Below are 19,785 nucleotides of genomic sequence, written 5' to 3' on the forward strand. Positions count from 1 at the left end.
ATCCCCTGTTCGTTCATTTTAGTACGGCGGCAGCTACTCCTTGAGTAGCTCGTTTAAATATGGTTCGGCCATGTCGGCAGGAACAGGCAAATGTTCAGTCGTTAGCACACGCCACTTTTCGCCTGAGAACCTGAACAACACTCCGCCCTTGGGGTCACGCGGAGCGGGTATGCTGTTGGCGTCGCCGGTCCAATGAATGACACCATCATCGAAATCGGTAGCAGTGTCGGAAAGGGAAACCAAAATCTCATCGGCCTGCCTCTTTTGGATTTGTAACTCCATCACATGGAGCAGATCGAGCCGGTCGAGAGCAAAGTGCGGTGGAAACGCTGTGTTGTAAGAATTCTCAAGGTCAACAACGGACGGATAGCGGATACCGATCCTCCCATCTTCCAAAATGAAACCTTCTTCCCGCTTATTGAAATCTGACGTGAATTTATCTGAGATGGCGGCGGTAGGTTTGTAGTCCGTCGAAAAGTCTCTAGGCACCTTTCTGGTGAACAGAGTGTCCAGATAAGCATAAAGCATAGTGTCCTTTTCGTCCAAGCGCTCCATGAACGCTTGATCTTCTTCCATATCGAACACTTTGTTGACTGGTAGCTCCTTCTTACCGATCCATTGAGAGATGTATGCAACATCATCCGCCTGCACATCGCATTCGAGCAAAGCGGTGATACGGCGAGAGGAGCAATACAGCATTGGATGGCCGGGAGCATTGCACCGTTGAAAACCACTCACGCAGTCAGCGGAAGGTGCACAAAGCTCCGAGACATTCCGCAGCTTGTGCCCGGGATTTTTTCGCACGCGGAAAAAGAGCTCGTGGGATTTGGTTGGCCCAACCATGATGGGGACACCGGCAATCATCCGGCTAACGATTGCTTTGACAGTTTTATAATCGGATTTGCTGAAATCTAACCGATTTAGCCTTTTTATCTGCTCCCTCATCTCAAGCCTTGAGAGGCCAATTTTCTTAATCATCGAAAATTTCTCTGCAATTACTCTTAACCAGTATCGGACAATGGCGACCTTTTAACCGATCGTCCATGGCGCGCGATCGCGTCGTTACCTCTAGCACCACTCCCGCGCAGCGGGTTCAAGCATCGTCCCAGAAATAGTCGGTAGCCTGGTCTTACTAAACGACCGCTCCCCACCCAAAATCAGACCCCATCGCGGCCCCACCCATGTCCCAAAAGCTACCATCACGTCGCACTTAGTCCAGCGCCTCTCCCCGCCTGGATCGCGAAACTGACTCACATCCCGATGCCAGCACCACAAAAAACGGCCCGGAAAGCGGTGTGCTTTCCGGGCCTTTCAGTGAATTGCAGCAGCCTCAGGAGGGAGGTTAGAGACTGTTGCAGGGTGGTTCTTGCATTCAGTTCGAAACTTTCACGACCGCCACCGAATGGGGCGGCAGCGTGATCGTCACGCCTTTGCCCGATGCCTTGCCGGCAATCGCCTTAGGCGAAACAACCGACGGCGCGGCGAAAGTGTTCACGCTGTCCGCTTTCGGCGCGGTCAGCACTTCACCGCTGGCCGTGCGAAAGCCGGGGATCGTCACGCTTGTGCCTGCTTCGGGATCGACGTTGACCAGCGAGACCCACACCTGCCCGGCCTTGTCCTTGGCCGCCATCGCATCGACGCTCGGCAGGGTGTGCTTGCCGTTCACATATTTCCCGGCATCGAATGTGACGGGCGTAGTCTGCGCATCCTGAAACGGCACGTACATCCTGAACACGTGATAGGTGGGCGTCAGCACCATCTTGCTTCCATCGGTCAGGATCATCGCCTGCAGCACGTTGATCATCTGCGCGATGTTGGCGATCTTCACCCGGTCGGCATGGCGGGCAAAGATGTTGACATTCAGCGCGGTCAACACGCCATCGCGCATCGAATTCTGCTGTTGCAGGAATCCCGGATTGCTGCCCGGTGTCGGGGCCAGCCACGCGCCCCATTCGTCCACCGCGATCATCAGCTTCTTTTCGGGGTCGTACTTGTCCATCGTCGCGCTTTGCCGCGTGATCAGGCTGTCCATGGTCAGCGTATCGGCAATGGCGATGGCGTATTCCTCGTTGCCAAAGCCAGTGGCGGGCAAGTGCGGCGGCCAGCCTCCGGTGGTATACTTGTGCAGCGATACGCCTTCGATGTCCCATGAATAGACGTGGTCCTTCCACGCCTTCATCACTTCCTCGGTATAGTCCAGCTTGTCGCTGTCCCAGCCCACCGCAATGCGCTTCATGCGGGCAGCGCCTTCACGCTGCGCCGGATTGAAGTTGCGCGTGAAATTGGCGAAGCGCTTCATTTCCTCGACATAATGCGTGGCCGACATCGCCCCGCCACAGCCCCAGTTCTCGTTGCCAAGGCCCAGAATAGGCACTTTCCATGGGTTTGGATGCCCATTCGCGGCGCGCTCCTTGGCCAGCGTCGTCGCACCGGTTTCGGCGGTCATGTATTCGATCCACGCCGAAGCTTCTGCCGCTGTGCCCGAACCGATATTGACCGAGATATAGGCATCCGCGCCGATCATCTCGGCAAAGTCCATGAATTCGTGCGTGCCGAATGCGTTGGATTCAGGCACCCCGCCCCAGTTGGTGTTGATCTGCACGCGGCGCTTGTCTGCCGGGCCAATGCCATCGCGCCAATGATATTCATCGGCAAAGCAGCCGCCCGGCCAGCGCACGTTGGGCACTTTCAGCGCCTTCAATGCGCCCACCACATCGCTGCGGATACCGCGCACATTGGGGATGGGTGAATCCTTGCCGACCCACAGCCCGCCATAGATGCCACTGCCCAGATGCTCGGCAAACTGGCCGAAGATGTGCCTGTCGATCACCGGGCCGGTCTGCGCAGCATCGATCTTCACTTCGACGGCGGCATCCTTGGCCAAAGCCGGGGTGCCGATACCGATCAGCGCAGTTGTCGCCGCCAGCAGCGCGGTTCGAATGGTCTTGGCAACGGCTTTCATCGAACGCTCACTCCTGCTTTCCGGCGGACGGTTCCGCGCCCGCCGGTCCTTTTCCTTTGGCAAGGGCGGCTCAGTGCCCGCCCCAGCCTTCCATCTGTTCAAGTTCCTTGCCCTTGGTTTCGGGCAGGAACGATTTCACCAGCCAGAAGCTGACGAAGGCGCTGATGGTGTAGAGCACATAAGTCTCGGCAAGGCCGAGGCCGCTGGCCATCGCCGGGAAGCTTTGCACAACGGCATAGTTGGCCACCCATTGCGCCAGGCCGCAAACCGCCAGCGCCGATCCGCGCAGCTGGTTGGGGAACATCTCGCCCAGCATCACCCACATCACCGGGCCCCAGCTGGCGTTGAAGAAGATCACATAGATATTGGCCGCGATCACCGCCATGAAGCCCAGCTGCTGGTCCATCTGCAACGCGCCCGATGCATCCAGCGTCCCTTGCGAGAACGCCCAGCTCATTGCACCCAACGACAGCGTCATGCCTGCCGAACCGATCAGCAGCAACGGCTTGCGGCCGATCTTGTCCACCAGCGCCATGGCCAGCAGACACGCCGCGATCGAGACGATGCCGGAAATGATGTTGCGCTCAAGCGCGGCCTTTTCCGAAACGCCCGCCAGCTTCCACAGCGTTTCGCCATAGTAGAAGATCACGTTGATGCCGACGAACTGCTGGAACAGCGCAATGATCAGGCCCGCCCAGACGATGGGGCGCAGGACGGTGCCTGGCGCCAATACATCGGCCAGACGCGGGCGGTGATCGGTGGCGAACGAGGCGCGGATGTCTTCCACCTTGCGCGCGGCCTCTGTCTCGCCGAACAGGCGTGTCAGCACCACACGCGCTTCATCCTCGCGACGGCTGCTGACAAGGTAGCGCGGGCTTTCGGGAATGAACTGCAGCGCCACAAGGAAGACCACCGCCGGCACCGCCTGCGCAAGGTACATCCAGCGCCACGCCGGATAGCCTGCCAGTTCGCCCAGCGAATCCCCCGCCTGCTGCGCCAGCACATAGTTGACCACAAAAGCGAGCGTCAGACCGGTGATGATCATGACCTGCTGCACGCTGGTCAACCGCCCGCGGATCGCCGCCGGGGCCACTTCGGAGATATAGGCCGGCGAAAGCACGCTGGCTGCGCCCACCGCCATGCCGCCAAAGAAGCGCGCGATCACGAACAGGGTGTGGCTGTCGGTCAGTCCCTGCACCAGTGCGCCGATCAGGAACAGCACCGCAGAGAGCATCATGATGCGCTTGCGTCCAAAGCGGTCAGCCATGCGCCCGGCAAGGAATGCGCCCGCCGCGCAGCCCATCAGCAGCGAGCCGACGGTAAAGCCGAGACCATTTTCGTCCAACGCGAAGGCTTGCTTGAGCCCCGATTGCGTTCCGTTGACGGCGCCGCTGTCATAGCCAAACAACAATCCCCCGATCGTCGCCACCGCAACGATCGCGCCGACCAGTGCCATGTTGACGCGGTCCTGCTGCACTGCAGCCATTTCCCTCTCCCAAATCATTGAACACGCCCGGACATAGCCGCACCTGCGGCACGCCGTCGACGCAATTGTTTACGTTCCCACGGCTCGTCGAACGAGTTCTGATAGCGCTACCTTAGTAACGATGCTGCGGGAGGGCGCAAGCGCATTTTACGTTTATGTCTGCTTTATTCACTTACCAGCTTGCCATCAGGCTGCCGTAGCGTCAGGAAAACCGGGAACGAGAGGCCTGCAGCATGACCGAAGTCCGATCCAGACGCCGCCAGTCCGGCCGCCCCACCGTCAACGATGTCGCCCGCCTGGCCGATTGTTCGCCCATGACCGTCAGCCGCGTGATCAACGGCGGAACAGGCGTGCGTGATGAAACGCGCATCGCGGTCGAGGCCGCGATCAAGCAGCTGAACTACGCGCCCAACCGCGCGGCCCGCAGTCTTGCCGGGGCATCGCAGTTGCGCTTCGCCTTGCTCTATTCGAACCCTTCTGCGGCCTATCTCAGCGAACTGTTGATCGGGTGCATGGATGCAGCCAGCAGGCTCGATGCGCATCTGGTGGTTGAACGGTGCGATCCCGAACGCGATCAGGCCAAGATGATTGCCAAGCTGGCCGAAACCATGATCGACGGCTTCCTGCTGCCCCCGCCCTTGTGCGATGATACCGCGCTGCTTGCCCGGCTGCGGCGGTCTGGCACGCACGCCATGCTGATCGGTCCGGGACAAGCGCAGGCGCAGCACGGCGTTGTGATGATCGACGATTATCAGGCCGCCTATGACATGACGCGCCACATCCTCGATCTGGGCCACCGCCGCATCGGTTTCATCATCGGCAACCCGCAACAATCGGCCAGTGCGCTGCGCCTCGCCGGTTTCCGCGATGCGATGAGCGAGGGCGATGTTGCAGTGGATGATGCCCTCGTGCAGCAAGGCCAGTTCACTTATCGTTCGGGCCTTGATGCGGCGATGCGGATGCTCGCACTGCCGGAACGCCCCACCGCGATCTTCGCCTCGAACGACGATATGGCCGCAGGCTGCGTTGCCGCAGCACATCGCAACGATCTGGAGGTCCCCCGCGATCTGACAGTGTGCGGGTTTGACGATACCGCGCTTGCTTCGACGATCTGGCCGGAACTGACCACGATCCGCCAGCCCATCCGCCAAATGGCCGAAGCCGCGCTGGACCTGCTGGTGCAGGATATCCGCGCCGCGCGCAATGGCGACAGCCGCGTCGCCCGGCACGTCACGCTGGACTACGAACTCGTCCGCCGCGAATCCGACGCCCCGCCCGGCTGAGGCTGAAAAATCAGCGTTCAATCGCCAGCATAAAGCCCGGAACTGGCAGCGCACGCTCATCAAACAGGTTCACCACGGGACTATCCGCCCACGCATAGCGCACCTGCGCATCCTTGCCGTCTGCGCCCGCAATCACCACGCTGTCACCATCGACAAGCGCTGTGGCGTGGCGGCAGGCGTTGTCCGCCGTGCAAATTTCAAACCCGATCGGCCCTGCGGCAGACCATGCCTGCAATCCACCCTGAACACCGGAAAAGCGCACGCGCACCCGGTTTCCCTCCAGCTTTGCCGAACGTGGAGCCGGAAGCGTCTTGCCTTGCGCCACCATGGCCAGCCGCTGGCCCAGCAGCAGCTTGTTGGCCGGATGAATGTCGGTTCGCTCGCCAATGTCTATTGCGGTAACAAGGGCGGCATTGCCATCGGCAGCCGCAATCCGCCTTTGTCCATCGCGCATCTGTGCCCAGCCCGAAGGCGCAGGCTCGGTAGCGGGCGATCCATAGTTGGCCAGTTGCACAATCGCGACTTTCAGCGTGCTGCCAAACCGCGCTCGCCACCCGGCGACGAGGGCCTGCATCCGGCGGGCATAGTCCGCCGTGCCGATGTCGCTTTCCCCCTGATACCAGGCCGCGCCTTCCATTGCGAAGTGGCCGAGCGGCGCAACCATGCGGTTGTGCATCAACCCAACACCGGCGTTGGCATCCCACGGCGCACGCGGCGGATCGCCCTGCACGGGGGCAATGGCAAAGCGCCAGTCCTGCGCCAGCGGCATCAGGGCGCCCCCTTCAACCTGCCACGCCAGCTTTTCGGGCGCGCTGGCAAAGCCGCCATTGGCGTAAGTGTTGGTCACCGCCACCATGACCTCGTTCACGCCTTCGCGCAGCATGGCGGGAGGGACCTTGTAGACGCGCTCCTCGTCCCAGCCGAACGTGTTGCCCACGGCCTGACCATTGACGAAGGTCATGTCCATATCGTCCAGCACGCCAAGCGAAAGCTTCGCCCCGGCGCGTGCCTGATCTGCGCTCAGCGTTACCTGCCGCCGCAGCCAGACCGTGCCGATGGCATTGGCCGCCAGTGGCGTGCCTGTCCACGCCTGCCAGCCTGCGATTGAAGGAACCGCTTGCCACGCCAGCCCATCGGGCAAGGCCCAGGGCTGCGTGCCGCCGGTCTGCTGGGCGTACCACGCCTGCCAGCGCGGTGTGAATTGCGTTACGGCGGCCAGCGGATCACGTTCGAACTGCGCCAGCAGCGCCATGTCCTGCGCCCCCGCAATCGCGCTGCCTGCTTCGGGATCGAGCCAGGGCGTGACTTTCGATCCACCCCAGCTGGCATGGATCGCGCCAATCGGCACGCCGCGCGCGCGGCGCAATTCGCGCGCCATGAAATAGCACGCGGCAGAAAAGTCCCGCGCCGATTGCGGCGTCGCTGCTGCCCAGACTGTTTCCCCGGGGAAACGCGTCTGCGGCGTATAGGCCAGTCCACGTGGCACCTGCAGCAGGCGCAGCTGCGGATCGTTGGCGCTGGCGGTCTCACCCTCGCCATTCAAAGCGCTGTGCAGCGGATATTCCATGTTCGACTGGCCCGAACAGAACCATACATCGCCAACCAGCAGATCGCTGCGTGTAATGCGCGCCCCGCTGGCTGACACCGTCAGCGATACCGGATCGGCCGATGCAGCGCGCGGCGCGAACCGCAGGGCAAACCGCCCTTGCCGGTCCGCCTTCGCGGTCACCAGCTCGTCCCCCAACTGCCCGGAAACAACTTGCGATGGCCCCGCCCGCCCTTCCACAAGCACGGGTTGTCCACGCTGCACCACGGCATGATCGGTCCAGACAGCGCCAATTTCCAACGGCGTGGCGGCCCATACCGGCATTGCACCCGCAAGCAATACCGCCGCCAGCGTGGCCACAGACCGCATCACGCCCACACTTCTGCCAGCGCCGCAGCAACGCCCGGCACTTCGACATCGAACGAAAAGACATCGCCCGCCATCGGCTGCGCAGCCAGCGCCGCAGCGTCCAGCCCCTTGCGCGCCGTCGTCACATAGGCGCGCTTGAGGTCCGGCCCGCCAAACGCCAGCTTGGTTACGTTGGCCACCGGCAGCTCAACCTTTTCGAGCAGTTCGCCGGCCGGAGAATAGCGCGCCACGCCCCAGCCGTTCCACAAGCCGGTCCAGACGCAGCCCTGCGCATCGCACACCGGGCCATCGGCCCATGCTTCGGGAAAATCGCGCGCGGTGCTGACGAAAAGTTCTGCTGGCCCAACCGACCCATCGGCACGCAGCGGCGCTGTATAAATCGCCTGCCCCAGCGTGTCGGTAAAATAGAGGCGTTCCCCGCCGGGTGATACCGCCGGACCATTGGTGATGCAGATCCCGTCCGGCCCGTGAGCATCAATTGCATTGCGATGGGCACGATAGAACCGCCCGCTGGGCGCAATTTCATCGTCGTCCATCGACCCGAACCAGACGCGGCCCTGCGGATCGACACAGGCATCGTTCAGCCGGTTGCCAGCAGGCTCGCCCGGCACAGGTGCAACGGCGTGGCGCTTGCCCGTGGCCGGATCAAACAGGTGCAACCCGTCGCGCAGCCCGGCCAGCAGCTTGCCGCCCTGTGCAGGCAACACCCAGCCCACCTGTTCATGAACGCCGAACACCTCGTGCAGATCGGACGAAGGCTCGAAGCTGTGAATGCTGCGCCGTTTGATGTCGACGAACCACAGGCACTGCCGCGCAGCATCCCACACCGGCCCTTCGCCCAGTTCACACCCGGCGGCGAGAACCCGCATCCCTGTTCCCGCCACGTCCATCAGCGCCAGCCTCCATCGACCCAGTATTCATGCCCGGTGCAATACCTTGCATCGTCAGAGGCAAGGAACATCGCCATCGCCGCAATATCCACCGGCTGCAACCGTCCCTTCAGGCATTGCGCGGCCACGATCTCGGCCTCGCCTTCGGGGGTGTACCAGCGCATCTGCCGTTCGGTCTGCACATTGCCGGGGATGATCGTGTTCACACGGATGTTCCACGGTCCCAGTTCGCGTGCAAGGCTGCGCGTCAAACCCTCGATGCCCGCCTTGGCCACCTGATAGATCGCCAGTTCCTCAAGCCCCAGATGCCACGAGATTGAGCCGAGGTTGAGGATCACGCCCTCGCTTTGCGCCTTCATCGCAGGCCATACCGCTTGCGAGGCGAAGAACGCATGGCGCAGGTTCACGGCCATGCGCTCGTCCCAATAGGTGGGCGTCACATCGTCAATCGTATGGCGATCATCGCTGGCGGCATTGTTGATCAGCACGTCACATCCGCCCAATGCTTCGGTCAACGTGCGCATGGCCCGGTTCAGGCCATCGCTGTCCGAAACATCCTGCACCTGACAGATCGGCACATGGCTGACGTCAGCATCGGCCTCCAGCCTTGCGACAAGCGCGTGCGCCGCAGCTTCGGCCACATCGATAAAGCCGACCCGCGCGCCTTGCTGCGCAAAGCCTGCAACAATCGCCTCGCCAATCCCGCTGGCCCCGCCAGACACGATCACGCGCTTGCCCCGCAAGCTGGGATAACTGGCTTGCGCTGCGGCAGGTGCCTCGGCAATGGTCTGACCGGAAGCTGCCGGTGCATCATGGCGGAGATGCTGTGTGGCTTCTGCCACGGGAATCGCCCCCGTCACGCTACGCTCACCAGATTGCGCTGTGCCAGATTGCGCATGAATTCAGCAATGCCCACCGTCCATGCGGGTGCATCACGCGATGTCGTCACCGTATTGGCCAGCGCGCCCAGCCGTTCGGACCGGATCGTCACCCTGTCTCCCACCTTGTGCGTAAATCCTGCCCCCGGCTCGTCCCGGTCCTGCACCGGCGCAAACAACGTGCCGCAAAACAGCACGAAGCCATCGGGATAGTGATGTTCGCTCAACGTCTGACTTACCAGATCGAGCGGATCGCGGCTGATTTCCGACATGCGGTTGGTGCCTTCCATGCGGAAATTGTCCTGGCCTTCGACCACCAGTTCCACTTGCGCACTGCGCACGTCGTCAATGCCAAAGCTTTCGTCGAACAACCGGATGAACGGCCCCAGCGCACACGAAGCGGTGTTGTCCTTGGCCTTTGACAGCAGCAGCGCCGAACGCCCTTCGAAATCGCGCAAGTTCACATCGTTGCCCAGCATTGCGCCAACGACTTCGCCCGCCGGATCAACCGCCAGCACCACTTCGGGTTCGGGATTGTTCCATGCCGAATCCGAACGCACGCCGATCAGCGCATCGTGCCCCACGGTGGACAGCACCGGCGATTTGGAAAACACTTCCGCATCCGGGCCAATCGCCACTTCCAGATATTGCGACCACATACCCTGCTCGATCAGCAGATCTTTCAGCGCCATCGCCTCGTCACTGCCCGGCACAACGCCGCGAATGCCCGATCCGATCTTCGCTTCCAGTTCGCTACGGATTGCTGCGGCCGCCCCGGCATCGCCCCGCGCCCGTTCTTCGATCACGCGCTCAATCGCGCTCAACGCAAAGGTCACGCCGCACGCCTTAACGCATTGCAGATCAATCGGAGAGACCAGCCGCCAACCTTCAGGCAAGCCCTGCTCCACCGGTCCCAGATCTTCACCACCATCGAACACCCGCCGCGCAATTGCGCCGGACGAGGTGCTGACAAGAGCGGTCATATCGAAGATGCGCCCTTCGCGCAGCATGATCACATGCGGTCCGGCCTCGCTCAATGCGCGGCCGAGGAAGCGTCCACTGGCAAAGTCGTGCGGAAGGCAAGCCGCAAGGCCGACTGTCATTTATCCATCCCCCGGAACGTATCCCTTTGCATCGCGCCGTGCATGGCAACACGATGCAATGCGTTGTTGGTAACGCTACCGTAGAGGGACGCGCAACGGAATTCAAGCCGTCGGCGAATAAAATGATTGCGCTATCATACCTATGCAGCAACTATCTTGCTGCGTCAGTAGGCAACGCGCGCCTCAGGCCACCGCCGCCAGCGCCTCGCGCCCCCGGATCACATCGGCAATTTTCTCGGCGATCATGATCGTGGGCGCATTGGTATTCCCGCCGATCAGCAGGGGAATCACCGAAGCGTCAACCACCCGCAGCCCCTCCAGCCCGATCACCTTGCAGTCCTTGTCCACCACCGCCGTCGGATCGCTTGGCAACCCCATCTTCGCCGTGCCAACGGGGTGATAGATCGTCTCGCCCTTTGCGCGGACCCATGCGTCGATCTCGTCGTCCGATTGCACATGTGCGCCCGGCCAGATCTCCTCGCCGCGATAGGGCGCCAGCGCATCCTGCGCCGCCACGTGCCGCGCCATGCGGATACCTTCGCGCACCACGCGCCGATCTTCTTCCGTCCCCAGGAAGTTGGTCAGGATCGATGGATCGGCATAGGGATTGGCATTCACCAACCCCACCCTGCCCCGGCTTTCGGGCCGCAACTGGCAGACGTGCAGCGTAAAGCCATCGCGCTTGACCTGAACTTTCGCATGTTCCTGCATGATGGCGATGACGAAGTGGATTTGCAGGTCCGGCCGGTCCAGATCGGGCCGCGATTTGAGGAAGGCGCCTGCTTCCAGCCCGTTCTGTCGCCCGGTGCCCTTGCCGGTCAGCATATATTGCAGCCCCACCTTCAGCTGCCGCAAGCCCCTGATTTCGTTGTAGAGCGACACTGGCTGCGTGCAGGCCCAGTTGAGGGTGACGTCCAGATGGTCCTGCAAATTTTCGCCCACGCCTTTCAAGGCATGGACCGGCGCGATGCCGTGCCCCTTCAGCTTTTCAGGATCGCCGATGCCCGACAGCTGCAAGATCTGCGGGCTTTGGAATGCGCCCGCGCAGAGCAACACTTCGCGCGCCGCACGCACGCATTGCACCGGTTTGCCCCTCCCTGATCCATTGGACCCCAGCGAATATTCCACGCCCACCGCGCGCCCATTCGCCACAACGATGCGGTGCACCCGCGCCCCGGTCACCACGCTCAGGTTGCGCCGCGTGCCAGCAATCGGCGTCAGGTATCCACGCGCCGCGCTCCACCGCTGCCCGTCGTTGATAGTCAACTGATAGCGTCCGAAGCCTTCCTGATCCGCGCCGTTGAAATCGGGCGTGACCTTGTGCCCCGCCTGCCGCCCCGCCTCGATGATCCCGCGATAGAGCGGATGGCCCGATTTCTCGCCCCAATTGACCTTCAGCGGTCCGCCCGCACCGTGAAACTCGGTCTTGCCGCCCGCAAAGTCCTCAGCCTTGCGGAAATAGGGCAGCACATCGGCATAGGACCAGCCATCCAGCCCCAACTGCCGCCACTGGTCATAATCGCGCGCGTGGCCGCGGATATAGACCATGCCATTGATCGCCGACGATCCGCCCAGCCCTTTCCCGCGCGGGTGCCACATACGGCGGCCGTCCATGTGCGGTTCCGGCTCGGACCAGAAGCCCCAGTTGTGCTTGCTTTTCTGCTTGATCAGCGTGCCCACGCCCGCCGGCATCCGCACCAGCACCGAGGTATTTGTGCCGCCCGCTTCCAGCAGCAGCACGCGCATCTGCGGATCTTCCGAAAGCCGCGCCGCCAGCACCGCGCCTGCACTGCCCGCCCCGATCACGATATAGTCGAACGCCCCATCCGCCATTTGCCAGCACCCTTCCCCAAGTCCGTCACCGCTTATTGACACAAGGGTAATTAATCGCGCGATTAATGGCAAGCGCACCTGCGCGGGAAGGCCGCACTTGCCCTGAATGCCGTATGCAAACACAGAGTCCCTACTAACAAGGATGTGATTGCCGTCACGTATCCGAAACATTGCCCGCCTATCCGCCCTGCATCACAACAGGTGGGTCCAATGAAAAAGACATTTCTTACCGGTTCAGCGCTAACGTCTTCGCTGCTTTTCTCGGCCAATGCTTTCGCACAGCAAGCATCCGCACCCGAATCTGAAGAACAAAACCTAGACACTATTGTCGTTACAGCGCAGAAGTTCGAACAGAAGCTGGTCGATGTTCCCATCACCATTTCTGCCGTCACTGGTGATCGCATCCGTGAACTCGGCGTTTCCGACCTTGATGAGCTGTCCGCCTATGTCCCGGGCCTCAACATTCAGGAACAGAGCGCCAACAATCCGGGCGTCGTGATCCGCGGCATCACCTCGGATTCCGGCTCAGCCCAGCAAGGCCCGCGCGTCACACTGTACTACAACGGCGTCGACATCTCGCGCTCGCGCGGATCGTATCAGGCGATCTATGATCTTGAGCGTGTTGAAGTGATCAAAGGCCCGCAGGCCACCCTGTTCGGCACCGCCTCTGCGGTTGGCGCAATCAGCATGGTCTCGGCCCGCCCCGTGCCCGGCGTTTCGGCCATGGTCACCGGCGGCATCGGCAACTTCAACCAGACCCTGCTCGGCGGCTTCCTCAATTCTGGCGATGAAAAGATCGCCGCGCGCATCGCCTTCGAATGGCGCACCCGCGATGGCTATGTCGAAAACCTCGCCACATCGCAGGACGAAGAGCTTTACGCGCAGGACCAGTTGGGTCTGCGCCTTTCGGTGCGCTGGAAACCGTCAGACCGCGTGACGGTTGACCTGATCGGCACCTATGACCGTCAGCGCAATGGCGGCACACCCTTCGTTTCGGGCACTTATGCCACTGCCAGCGGCCCCGCGAATCCCTTCGGCGATGCCAACCTCGGCGGCTCCCCGCTTTCGGCGACAGTGCTTGGAATGCCGCAGCTCGGCCTTGACCGCGATGTCTATGATGCCAACCTGACCGTGGCTGCCGAACTGACGGACGAGATCACGTTCACCACCGTCAACGGTTATCGCGATTTCGACAGCCGCGAAGTGTTCGATGCCGATGGCAGCGCCGCATGGTATCTCGAATTCGCTGAAAACGCCAAGGGCTGGCAGGCCAGCCACGAAGGCCGCTTCAGCTTCCAGTCGGACAGCATCCGCGCCTCGGCAGGCTGGAACGTGTTCAAGGAAGACAGCACCCAGGCCGTGCCCTTCAGTTCCGAAGAAGGGACATTCCTGCAGTGCGCCGCTAACATCATTCCGGGCCTTGGTTGCATCAATTCCGCTGGCGTCGTCACCGCCGCACAGGCCACCGCGCTTGCCACCGGCGGCCGCTTCACGCAGGTGCCCTATTCATCGGAATTCATCAACGGGGGTGAGAATACCGCATATTCGGTCTTTGCCGACGCGACCTGGATTCCCACCCCCGCGCTCGAAGTGACAGCCGGTGCGCGCTATGTATGGGAAGACCGCACGTCCACTTACTTTGCCCGCGTACCGCGTCCGCTGCTGAACCCAACGGCCTTCTCACTGGTCCCCGGCCAGACGGACACTGGCGGCCGGACTTTCACCGCCAGCGGCAAATCCAACGCCTTCCTGCCACGCGTCAACGTGCTCTATCGCCTGTCTGACCGCACCAACGTGTTTGCCACTGTATCGAAAGGCCGCCGTTCGCCGGTCGTCCAGCTTTCGGCCGCGCGTGTTTCCGGCGTTGTTCAGCCCAACCGGCAGGACGTTCCAGAAGAAACGGTGTGGAACTACGAAGTGGGCCTGAAGGGCGCAGCTGGCCCGGTCTCCGGCTCGCTTGGCGTGTACTACCAGAAATACGATGGTTTCCAGGTGAGCGTGCAGCAGAGCAATGGCACCACTGTCACGCAGAGCGCGGGCACAGCAAGCAACCTTGGCGTTGAAGCGGAACTGGCGATCAAGGCCGCAGACTGGCTGCAAGTGTTCGGCAACGTTGGCTACATCGACGGCGGGATTGACGAGAACACCACGTTTGCCCCCACGTTCTCGGGCGCACGCTTCCGCCTTCAGCCCGAATGGCAGGCCGCAGGCGGCTTCACCATCAACACGCCGGTGGCCGATGGCATCCGCTTCTTCGTCACGCCGACGATTACCTATCGCAGCAAGATCTTCTTCGAACTGCCAAACCGCGATCTGCTGAGCCAGGCGCCGGTAACGCTGGTCAACGTGCGCGGCGGTGTGTCGTTTGCCGATGGCAAGTATGAAATCTCGGCCTTCATGCGCAATGTGACCAACAAGGACTACCTGCTCGATGCCGGCAACACCGGCGGTGCGTTCGGCATTCCCACGTTCATCCCTGCCGAACCACGCTTCTTTGGCGCTGCACTCACCGCGCGCTTCTGATAGCCTGACCTGCTGAAAACCAAGGACGCCAGACCGATGACACTCTCGATCAATCGCCGCAATCTGCTCGCCGCAATGGGCGCGGGCACCGGCATCGGTCTGGCTCCTGCGGCGATGGCCGCGCCGTTGCTCAAGACGGCAACGTTCCGCCATGGTGTTGCCAGCGGTGATCCAGCGGCAGACGGTGCGGTGATCTGGACGCGCGCTACCGTGGCACAAGGCGCCACAGGCGACGTTCCGCTTAACTGGCATGTTGCCGCTGGTGCCGATGGCAAGCCGCTGAAATCCGGCATGATCACCGCCACTGCCTCAGCCGATCACACCGCAAAGGTCGAAGTCGAAGGCCTCAACGCCGCATCTGATTACTGGTACTGGTTCAGCACCAAAGATGGCACCACCTCACCCAAAGGCCGCTTCCGCACCCTGCCGGTAGGCAAGACCGACAAGATCGTGATCGCGCTCGCCTCGTGCCAGCTATACCCCGGTGGCTTGTTCAACGCCTATGCCGATATGGCTGTGCAAGAGCGCCTCGACGCGGTCCTGCATCTGGGCGATTACATCTATGAATACGGTGCCGAAGGCTATGGCGCGGACATTGGCAAAAAGCTGAACCGCCTGCCCGATCCCCCGCACGAAATCGTCACCCTGTCCGACTATCGGCGCCGCCATGCGCAAGTAAAAGCCGATCCGCAGATGCAGGCCGCCCATGCCCGCGCCGCTTTCATCTGCGTGTGGGACGATCACGAAACCGCCAACGATGCCTGGATCGGCGGCGCAGAGAACCACGATCCGGCCAAGGAAGGCGACTGGCGCGCACGCAAGGCCGCCGCATTGCAGGCCTATTTCGAATGGATGCCGATCCGCGCGCCAAAGGCTGGTGCCGATCCAGCAGCCATCAACCGCAGCTTCGAATTCGGCGATCTGGCCACGCTCGCCATGGTCGAAACCCGCCTCCTTGCCCGGTCCGAGCAGATTGCCACAAAGGGCGCGGCGCCTGACACAGCACTGGTGCAGGCCATGCTTGCCGCACGCAACGATCCTGCGCGCGAAATGCTGGGCGCGGCGCAAATGCAGTGGCTCGAAAGCCTGTTTGCCGCTTCGGTAAGCGCAGGCAAGCCATGGCAATTGCTCGGCAATCAGGTCGTCATGGCGCGCGTGCCGGGGCCGGACTTGAAGATGGCGCTGGGCGATGAAAAGTTCGAAATGATGCTCGCCAAAATGCCAGAGGCCTATCGCGGGCTGATCGCGCAGTCGCAGGCCGCGTTCAAGGCTGGCCTGCCCTTCAACCTTGACGCGTGGGACGGATACCCCCCTGCCCGCGAACGTCTTTACGCCATGCTGCGCAAAGTCGGCGCGAACCCGCTTGCCTTCGCCGGAGACAGCCACGCCGCATGGGCAAATGACCTCCACGATGACAGCGGCACCCGCATCGGCGCAGAATTCGGCGCCACCGCCATCACCAGCCCCTCCTACGGCTCACTCCTGCCGGGTCTGGGGAAGATCATCGCCGCCCAAAGCCCCGAAGTCGCCTTCTGCGATCAGGACACCAAGGGCTATACGATGGTCACGATAACGCCCGACGCCGCCGTGGCCGATTTCGTCACCGTATCAACGGTTTACACCCCGCAGTTCACGCGCGGCGTGGCGGCACGGTATGAGGCACGGAAGGGCGCGGCGTTGAAGGCTTTGGCCTGAACAATCAGGGTCTGCCGAAAAGCCGCCTTTGCAATAGGCTGGAAAGATCACGGCGGCTGTCTTCGACCATTACCACGGTCGCGTGATCGTCTGACAGAAAGTAGATAATGCGATAAGGTCGCACAGATATTTGCCGCCATCCCGATTCTGCCAAATCATGCAGTTCCGGGACGTTCGGGCCGCATTCTGGATAGTCCACAACGCGATTCATCGCAGACAGCAGACTGTCGAGTAGGCTCTCGGCCCCATCGTCGCCATCCGGGCCGCGCAGGGCCAACCGCTTCTGGTAGATCGCAAACAGGTCGTTTTCAGCTTCGTCCGAAATCGTAACGCGAACCATTCGTCAAACGTCCGACTTTTCTGACGCCGTCGATCTCGCCCTTGCCCTGATCCGGTCTCCCAGACCCTCTATCGGCTTAATTCTGCCCGCAGCAATATCATCCTTTGCCAGCGCCAGAATCTTCAGCAGAGCCAGCGTCTCCTGCGTCTGGTAGTAGTCTGCGGCGTCCTGTAAAACGGCTTTGGCCTCTCCGTTCTGGGTAATGATCAGCGGCGGCGCGCCTTCATTCAATTCGCGGAGCACTTCGGCGCTGTTGGCCTTTACATAGCTGATCGGCTTGATGCGGCTTTCAAGGCCCATGATACGCTCCATCGGAATTCGGACTGAATATAGTCTCTTGTGCCACGCATGTCATCCACCCGTTTCCGCAAACTTCAGCGCGCGGGCAATTGCACAATTGAACGAAATCCGATATCCAAAGCGTGAAATTCCTTCAAAAAGGCGCACGATGTCTGATCCGAATTCAATAGGCAGCCAGATCGGCGATCTTGCCTCAGCGGGTGAGAAGATGATCGAGCGTTTGCGGCGCAAGGCGTTCCTGCCGGACAGTCGCAAGGGCCTCAATGTCCGCATCGGCATTGCCGAGGCCGCGCAACTGCTAGGCTGCTCGACCAACCGCATCCGCATGGCCGAAGACGATGGCCGCCTGCCCCCTCCCCCTGCGGGCGAAAATGGGCGGCGGCTGGGCTATTCGATGGACGAGCTAATGCACATGCGCGCCGTGCTGGGCGCCTCCCCCGCCCGCGCGCCGGGTGATGTGCCAGCGATCATCGCGGTGCAGAACTTCAAGGGCGGCGTGGGCAAAAGCACCGTTACCACGCACCTTGCCCACTATTTCGGCGTGCAGGGATACCGTGTGCTGGTGGTCGATTGCGACAGTCAGGCGACCACCACCACACTGTTCGGCTTCAACCCGCACTTCAACATCACCCGCGATGAAACGCTCTACCCCTACCTCTCGATCGACCCGACGCAGACCGATCTGCTCTATGCGGTAAAGCGCACGCCGTGGCCCAATGTCGATCTGATCCCGTCGAACCTGGAACTGTTCGATGTGGAATACGAGCTGGCCGCATCGGGCGCAGATGGCCAGTCGGTCCTCGCTGCGCGTTTCCGCAAGTTGAAAGCCGGCCTACTCGATATGGCGCGTGATTACGACATCGTGATCCTCGATCCGCCGCCCGCGTTGGGCACGATTTCGTTGGCGGTGATGCAAGCCGCCAATGCGCTGCTGGTGCCGCTGGCGGCGACCACACCCGATTTCTGCTCCACCGTGCAGTTCCTTTCGATGATGGATCAGGTGATCGCGCAATTGATCGAAGCGGGGATCGAGGTGGATTACTCCTTCGTCCGCCTGATCTGTTCAAAGTTCGACGGCGGCGATCCCAGCCACGAAATGGTGCGCACGATCATGGAGCAGACCTTCGGCCCCGCATTGCTCCCCGTCCCCATTCTTGAAAGCGCCGAAATCAGCCACGCCGCGCTGCGCATGATGACTGTCTACGAACTCGAAAGGCCCATCGGCACACCGCGCACGCACAAGCGCTGCCGCGCCAATCTGGACGAGGCGCTTGGGCAGATCGAGCAGCTTGTGCGCGCCGGTTGGGGCCGCGTGGCCCCGGCGCGCGAAGAGGATGTGATCCATGCGCTGTGAAGGCACTTTCCTACAACGCCATGTTCTTATTATGTTCGACACTGATATCCGGGAGATGACCTATGGCGCGTAAGCAATCGGACTATCTCGCTGCTCTGCTGGCGGACGAGGAAGTGACTAACACCAAAGCGGAAATGGAAAGCGGCGCAGCAAGCGCATTGCCATCCGACAAAGAAGCCACTGCGCCTGATTCGCCGCGCAGCGAGCGTTTGCGCGGCAGCACGCTGCTGGGCCGCGAATCCGCGCTGGCGCGTGTGGCCAGTGGCGAAGTGCGGCAGGTGACGCAGCTTTTGCTCGATCCTGCCCGGGTGCGCGTGTGGAAAGGCAACGCCCGCTCCTACGAACATTTGTCGGAAGAATCATGCCGTGAACTGATCGATTCGATCATTGCCGAAGGCGGGCAGAAAGTGGCGGCGGTGGTGCGCCGGATAGAGGGCGACCCTGCCCATGACTACGAAGTGGTCGCAGGCACGCGGCGGCACTGGTCGGTCTCATGGCTGCGCGCCAATTCCTATCCGCAGATGCAATTTCTGGCGCAAGTTGCCCATCTGGACGATGAAGCCGCTTTCCGTCTGGCCGATCTGGAAAACCGCGCGCGCAAGGACGTGTCCGATCTGGAACGCGCACGCAACTATGCGCAGGCGCTGAACGATCACTATGGCAGCCACCTGACGCGCATGGCCGAACGGCTGAAGCTTTCGAAGGGCTGGCTTTCGAAGATGATCAAGGTGGCAGGCCTGCCCGATCAGGTTCTGGCGGCCTTCGCCAGTCCGGCCGATGTGCAGTTGAAGCCCGCCTATCCGCTCGCCCAAGCGCTTGACGATCGCAGTGCGGCAACGGCGATCCTGCGCGAGGCAAAGGCGCTGGCCCGCGAACAACAGGAACGCCGCAAGATGGGCGATCCTGCCATCCCGGCAAATGCCGTCATCGCACACCTGCTCGCCGCGCCGAAAACGGCAAAGGAACGCAGTGGGCCGGTCACTTATGCCAGTGATTTTGGCCGTCCGGCCGTTACCGTCAAATCGATCAACCGGCAGGGTGTCACGCTGCAGCTTCATTCGGGATCAGGCATGAGCCTTGAAGAACAGGTCGAACTGGCCCGCTGTGTGCTGGTTGACCTGCAGATCGAGGGGCGCGGGCTTCACCCCTGAACAGGGAGTACTCCTCAATTTAGACGACCGAAGCGGCGTGTTTCCCCAGGGAAACACGCCGTTTTTGCATTT

Annotated in this window: 15 protein-coding genes; 5 read left to right on the forward strand and 10 right to left on the reverse strand. The window is 61.7% G+C overall.

What is annotated here, in order from left to right:
• Positions 1–33: 33 nt before the first annotated feature.
• The 3 genes from B7X90_RS00960 to B7X90_RS00970 all read right to left on the reverse strand — a co-directional run bounded on the left by B7X90_RS00960 (position 34) and on the right by B7X90_RS00970 (position 4,448).
• Positions 34–978: an RES family NAD+ phosphorylase gene (locus tag B7X90_RS00960; RefSeq protein WP_292620888.1), complete on the reverse strand. Its 945-nt coding sequence runs from the start codon at positions 976–978 to the stop codon at positions 34–36.
• 394 nt (positions 979–1,372) lie between these two features.
• Complete coding sequence (locus B7X90_RS00965) at positions 1,373–2,962, reverse strand: alpha-L-arabinofuranosidase C-terminal domain-containing protein (RefSeq protein WP_292620890.1); 1,590 nt, start codon at positions 2,960–2,962, stop codon at positions 1,373–1,375.
• A gap of 70 nt (positions 2,963–3,032) precedes the next feature.
• Positions 3,033–4,448, reverse strand: coding sequence for a sugar porter family MFS transporter (locus B7X90_RS00970; protein WP_292620892.1), 1,416 nt, complete (start codon positions 4,446–4,448; stop codon positions 3,033–3,035).
• Positions 4,449–4,681: 233 nt separating this feature from the next.
• Here B7X90_RS00970 and B7X90_RS00975 point away from each other — a divergent pair, with 233 nt between their 5' ends.
• The gene (locus B7X90_RS00975; RefSeq protein WP_292620894.1) at positions 4,682–5,731 is read left to right on the forward strand and encodes a LacI family DNA-binding transcriptional regulator; all 1,050 of its coding nucleotides are present in this window, start codon (positions 4,682–4,684) and stop codon (positions 5,729–5,731) included.
• 10 nt (positions 5,732–5,741) lie between these two features.
• Here the strand turns inward: B7X90_RS00975 and B7X90_RS00980 are convergent, their stop codons facing one another.
• The 5 genes from B7X90_RS00980 to B7X90_RS01000 form a co-directional block, all read right to left on the reverse strand.
• A complete protein-coding gene (locus B7X90_RS00980; RefSeq protein ID WP_292620936.1) occupies positions 5,742–7,646 on the reverse strand; it encodes a sialate O-acetylesterase in 1,905 nt (634 codons plus the stop codon).
• A complete protein-coding gene (locus B7X90_RS00985) occupies positions 7,646–8,536 on the reverse strand; it encodes an SMP-30/gluconolactonase/LRE family protein (RefSeq protein ID WP_292620896.1) in 891 nt (296 codons plus the stop codon). The genes B7X90_RS00980 and B7X90_RS00985 overlap by 1 nt, the downstream gene beginning before the upstream one ends.
• Complete coding sequence (locus tag B7X90_RS00990; RefSeq protein WP_292620938.1) at positions 8,536–9,321, reverse strand: SDR family oxidoreductase; 786 nt, start codon at positions 9,319–9,321, stop codon at positions 8,536–8,538. The genes B7X90_RS00985 and B7X90_RS00990 overlap by 1 nt, the downstream gene beginning before the upstream one ends.
• Before the next feature lie 71 nt (positions 9,322–9,392).
• Complete coding sequence (locus B7X90_RS00995; protein WP_292620898.1) at positions 9,393–10,517, reverse strand: fumarylacetoacetate hydrolase family protein; 1,125 nt, start codon at positions 10,515–10,517, stop codon at positions 9,393–9,395.
• A 183-nt stretch (positions 10,518–10,700) separates the two neighbouring features.
• Complete coding sequence (locus B7X90_RS01000) at positions 10,701–12,350, reverse strand: choline dehydrogenase (RefSeq protein ID WP_292620899.1); 1,650 nt, start codon at positions 12,348–12,350, stop codon at positions 10,701–10,703.
• Positions 12,351–12,560: 210 nt separating this feature from the next.
• Here B7X90_RS01000 and B7X90_RS01005 point away from each other — a divergent pair, with 210 nt between their 5' ends.
• Both B7X90_RS01005 and B7X90_RS01010 read left to right on the forward strand, forming a co-directional pair.
• Positions 12,561–14,873, forward strand: coding sequence for a TonB-dependent receptor (locus B7X90_RS01005; protein ID WP_292620901.1), 2,313 nt, complete (start codon positions 12,561–12,563; stop codon positions 14,871–14,873).
• A 36-nt stretch (positions 14,874–14,909) separates the two neighbouring features.
• Positions 14,910–16,568, forward strand: a complete 1,659-nt coding sequence (locus tag B7X90_RS01010; protein WP_292620903.1) for an alkaline phosphatase D family protein — start codon at positions 14,910–14,912, stop codon at positions 16,566–16,568.
• A 4-nt stretch (positions 16,569–16,572) separates the two neighbouring features.
• On the opposite strand, the gene B7X90_RS01015 is transcribed toward B7X90_RS01010, so the two are convergent.
• Both B7X90_RS01015 and B7X90_RS01020 read right to left on the reverse strand, forming a co-directional pair.
• On the reverse strand, positions 16,573–16,908 hold the full coding sequence (locus B7X90_RS01015) for a type II toxin-antitoxin system RelE/ParE family toxin (protein WP_292620905.1): 336 nt from the start codon (positions 16,906–16,908) through the stop codon (positions 16,573–16,575).
• Between the two features lie 3 nt (positions 16,909–16,911).
• Entirely contained in the window at positions 16,912–17,208 is a 297-nt protein-coding gene (locus B7X90_RS01020; protein WP_292620907.1) for a type II toxin-antitoxin system Phd/YefM family antitoxin, read from the reverse strand.
• Between the two features lie 148 nt (positions 17,209–17,356).
• On the opposite strand from B7X90_RS01020, the gene B7X90_RS01025 reads away from it, so the two are divergent.
• A complete protein-coding gene (locus tag B7X90_RS01025) occupies positions 17,357–18,562 on the forward strand; it encodes an AAA family ATPase (RefSeq protein WP_292620909.1) in 1,206 nt (401 codons plus the stop codon).
• A gap of 62 nt (positions 18,563–18,624) precedes the next feature.
• Entirely contained in the window at positions 18,625–19,713 is a 1,089-nt protein-coding gene (locus B7X90_RS01030; RefSeq protein ID WP_292620911.1) for a ParB/RepB/Spo0J family partition protein, read from the forward strand.
• The last annotated feature ends 72 nt before the right edge of the window (positions 19,714–19,785 follow it).

Origin of the sequence: Novosphingobium sp. 17-62-19, from assembly GCF_002256775.1 — a bacterium.
Lineage (GTDB): Bacteria > Pseudomonadota > Alphaproteobacteria > Sphingomonadales > Sphingomonadaceae > Novosphingobium.

Coding starts and splice junctions, on each gene's coding strand:
- B7X90_RS00960 (WP_292620888.1), bottom strand. CDS start 978: ATGATTAAGAAAATTGGCCTCTCAAGGCTTGAGATGAGGGAGCAGATA.
- B7X90_RS00965 (WP_292620890.1), bottom strand. CDS start 2,962: ATGAAAGCCGTTGCCAAGACCATTCGAACCGCGCTGCTGGCGGCGACA.
- B7X90_RS00970 (WP_292620892.1), bottom strand. CDS start 4,448: ATGGCTGCAGTGCAGCAGGACCGCGTCAACATGGCACTGGTCGGCGCG.
- B7X90_RS00975 (WP_292620894.1), top strand. CDS start 4,682: ATGACCGAAGTCCGATCCAGACGCCGCCAGTCCGGCCGCCCCACCGTC.
- B7X90_RS00980 (WP_292620936.1), bottom strand. CDS start 7,646: ATGCGGTCTGTGGCCACGCTGGCGGCGGTATTGCTTGCGGGTGCAATG.
- B7X90_RS00985 (WP_292620896.1), bottom strand. CDS start 8,536: ATGGACGTGGCGGGAACAGGGATGCGGGTTCTCGCCGCCGGGTGTGAA.
- B7X90_RS00995 (WP_292620898.1), bottom strand. CDS start 10,517: ATGACAGTCGGCCTTGCGGCTTGCCTTCCGCACGACTTTGCCAGTGGA.
- B7X90_RS01000 (WP_292620899.1), bottom strand. CDS start 12,350: ATGGCGGATGGGGCGTTCGACTATATCGTGATCGGGGCGGGCAGTGCA.
- B7X90_RS01005 (WP_292620901.1), top strand. CDS start 12,561: ATGAAAAAGACATTTCTTACCGGTTCAGCGCTAACGTCTTCGCTGCTT.
- B7X90_RS01010 (WP_292620903.1), top strand. CDS start 14,910: ATGACACTCTCGATCAATCGCCGCAATCTGCTCGCCGCAATGGGCGCG.
- B7X90_RS01015 (WP_292620905.1), bottom strand. CDS start 16,908: ATGGTTCGCGTTACGATTTCGGACGAAGCTGAAAACGACCTGTTTGCG.
- B7X90_RS01020 (WP_292620907.1), bottom strand. CDS start 17,208: ATGGGCCTTGAAAGCCGCATCAAGCCGATCAGCTATGTAAAGGCCAAC.
- B7X90_RS01025 (WP_292620909.1), top strand. CDS start 17,357: ATGTCTGATCCGAATTCAATAGGCAGCCAGATCGGCGATCTTGCCTCA.
- B7X90_RS01030 (WP_292620911.1), top strand. CDS start 18,625: ATGGCGCGTAAGCAATCGGACTATCTCGCTGCTCTGCTGGCGGACGAG.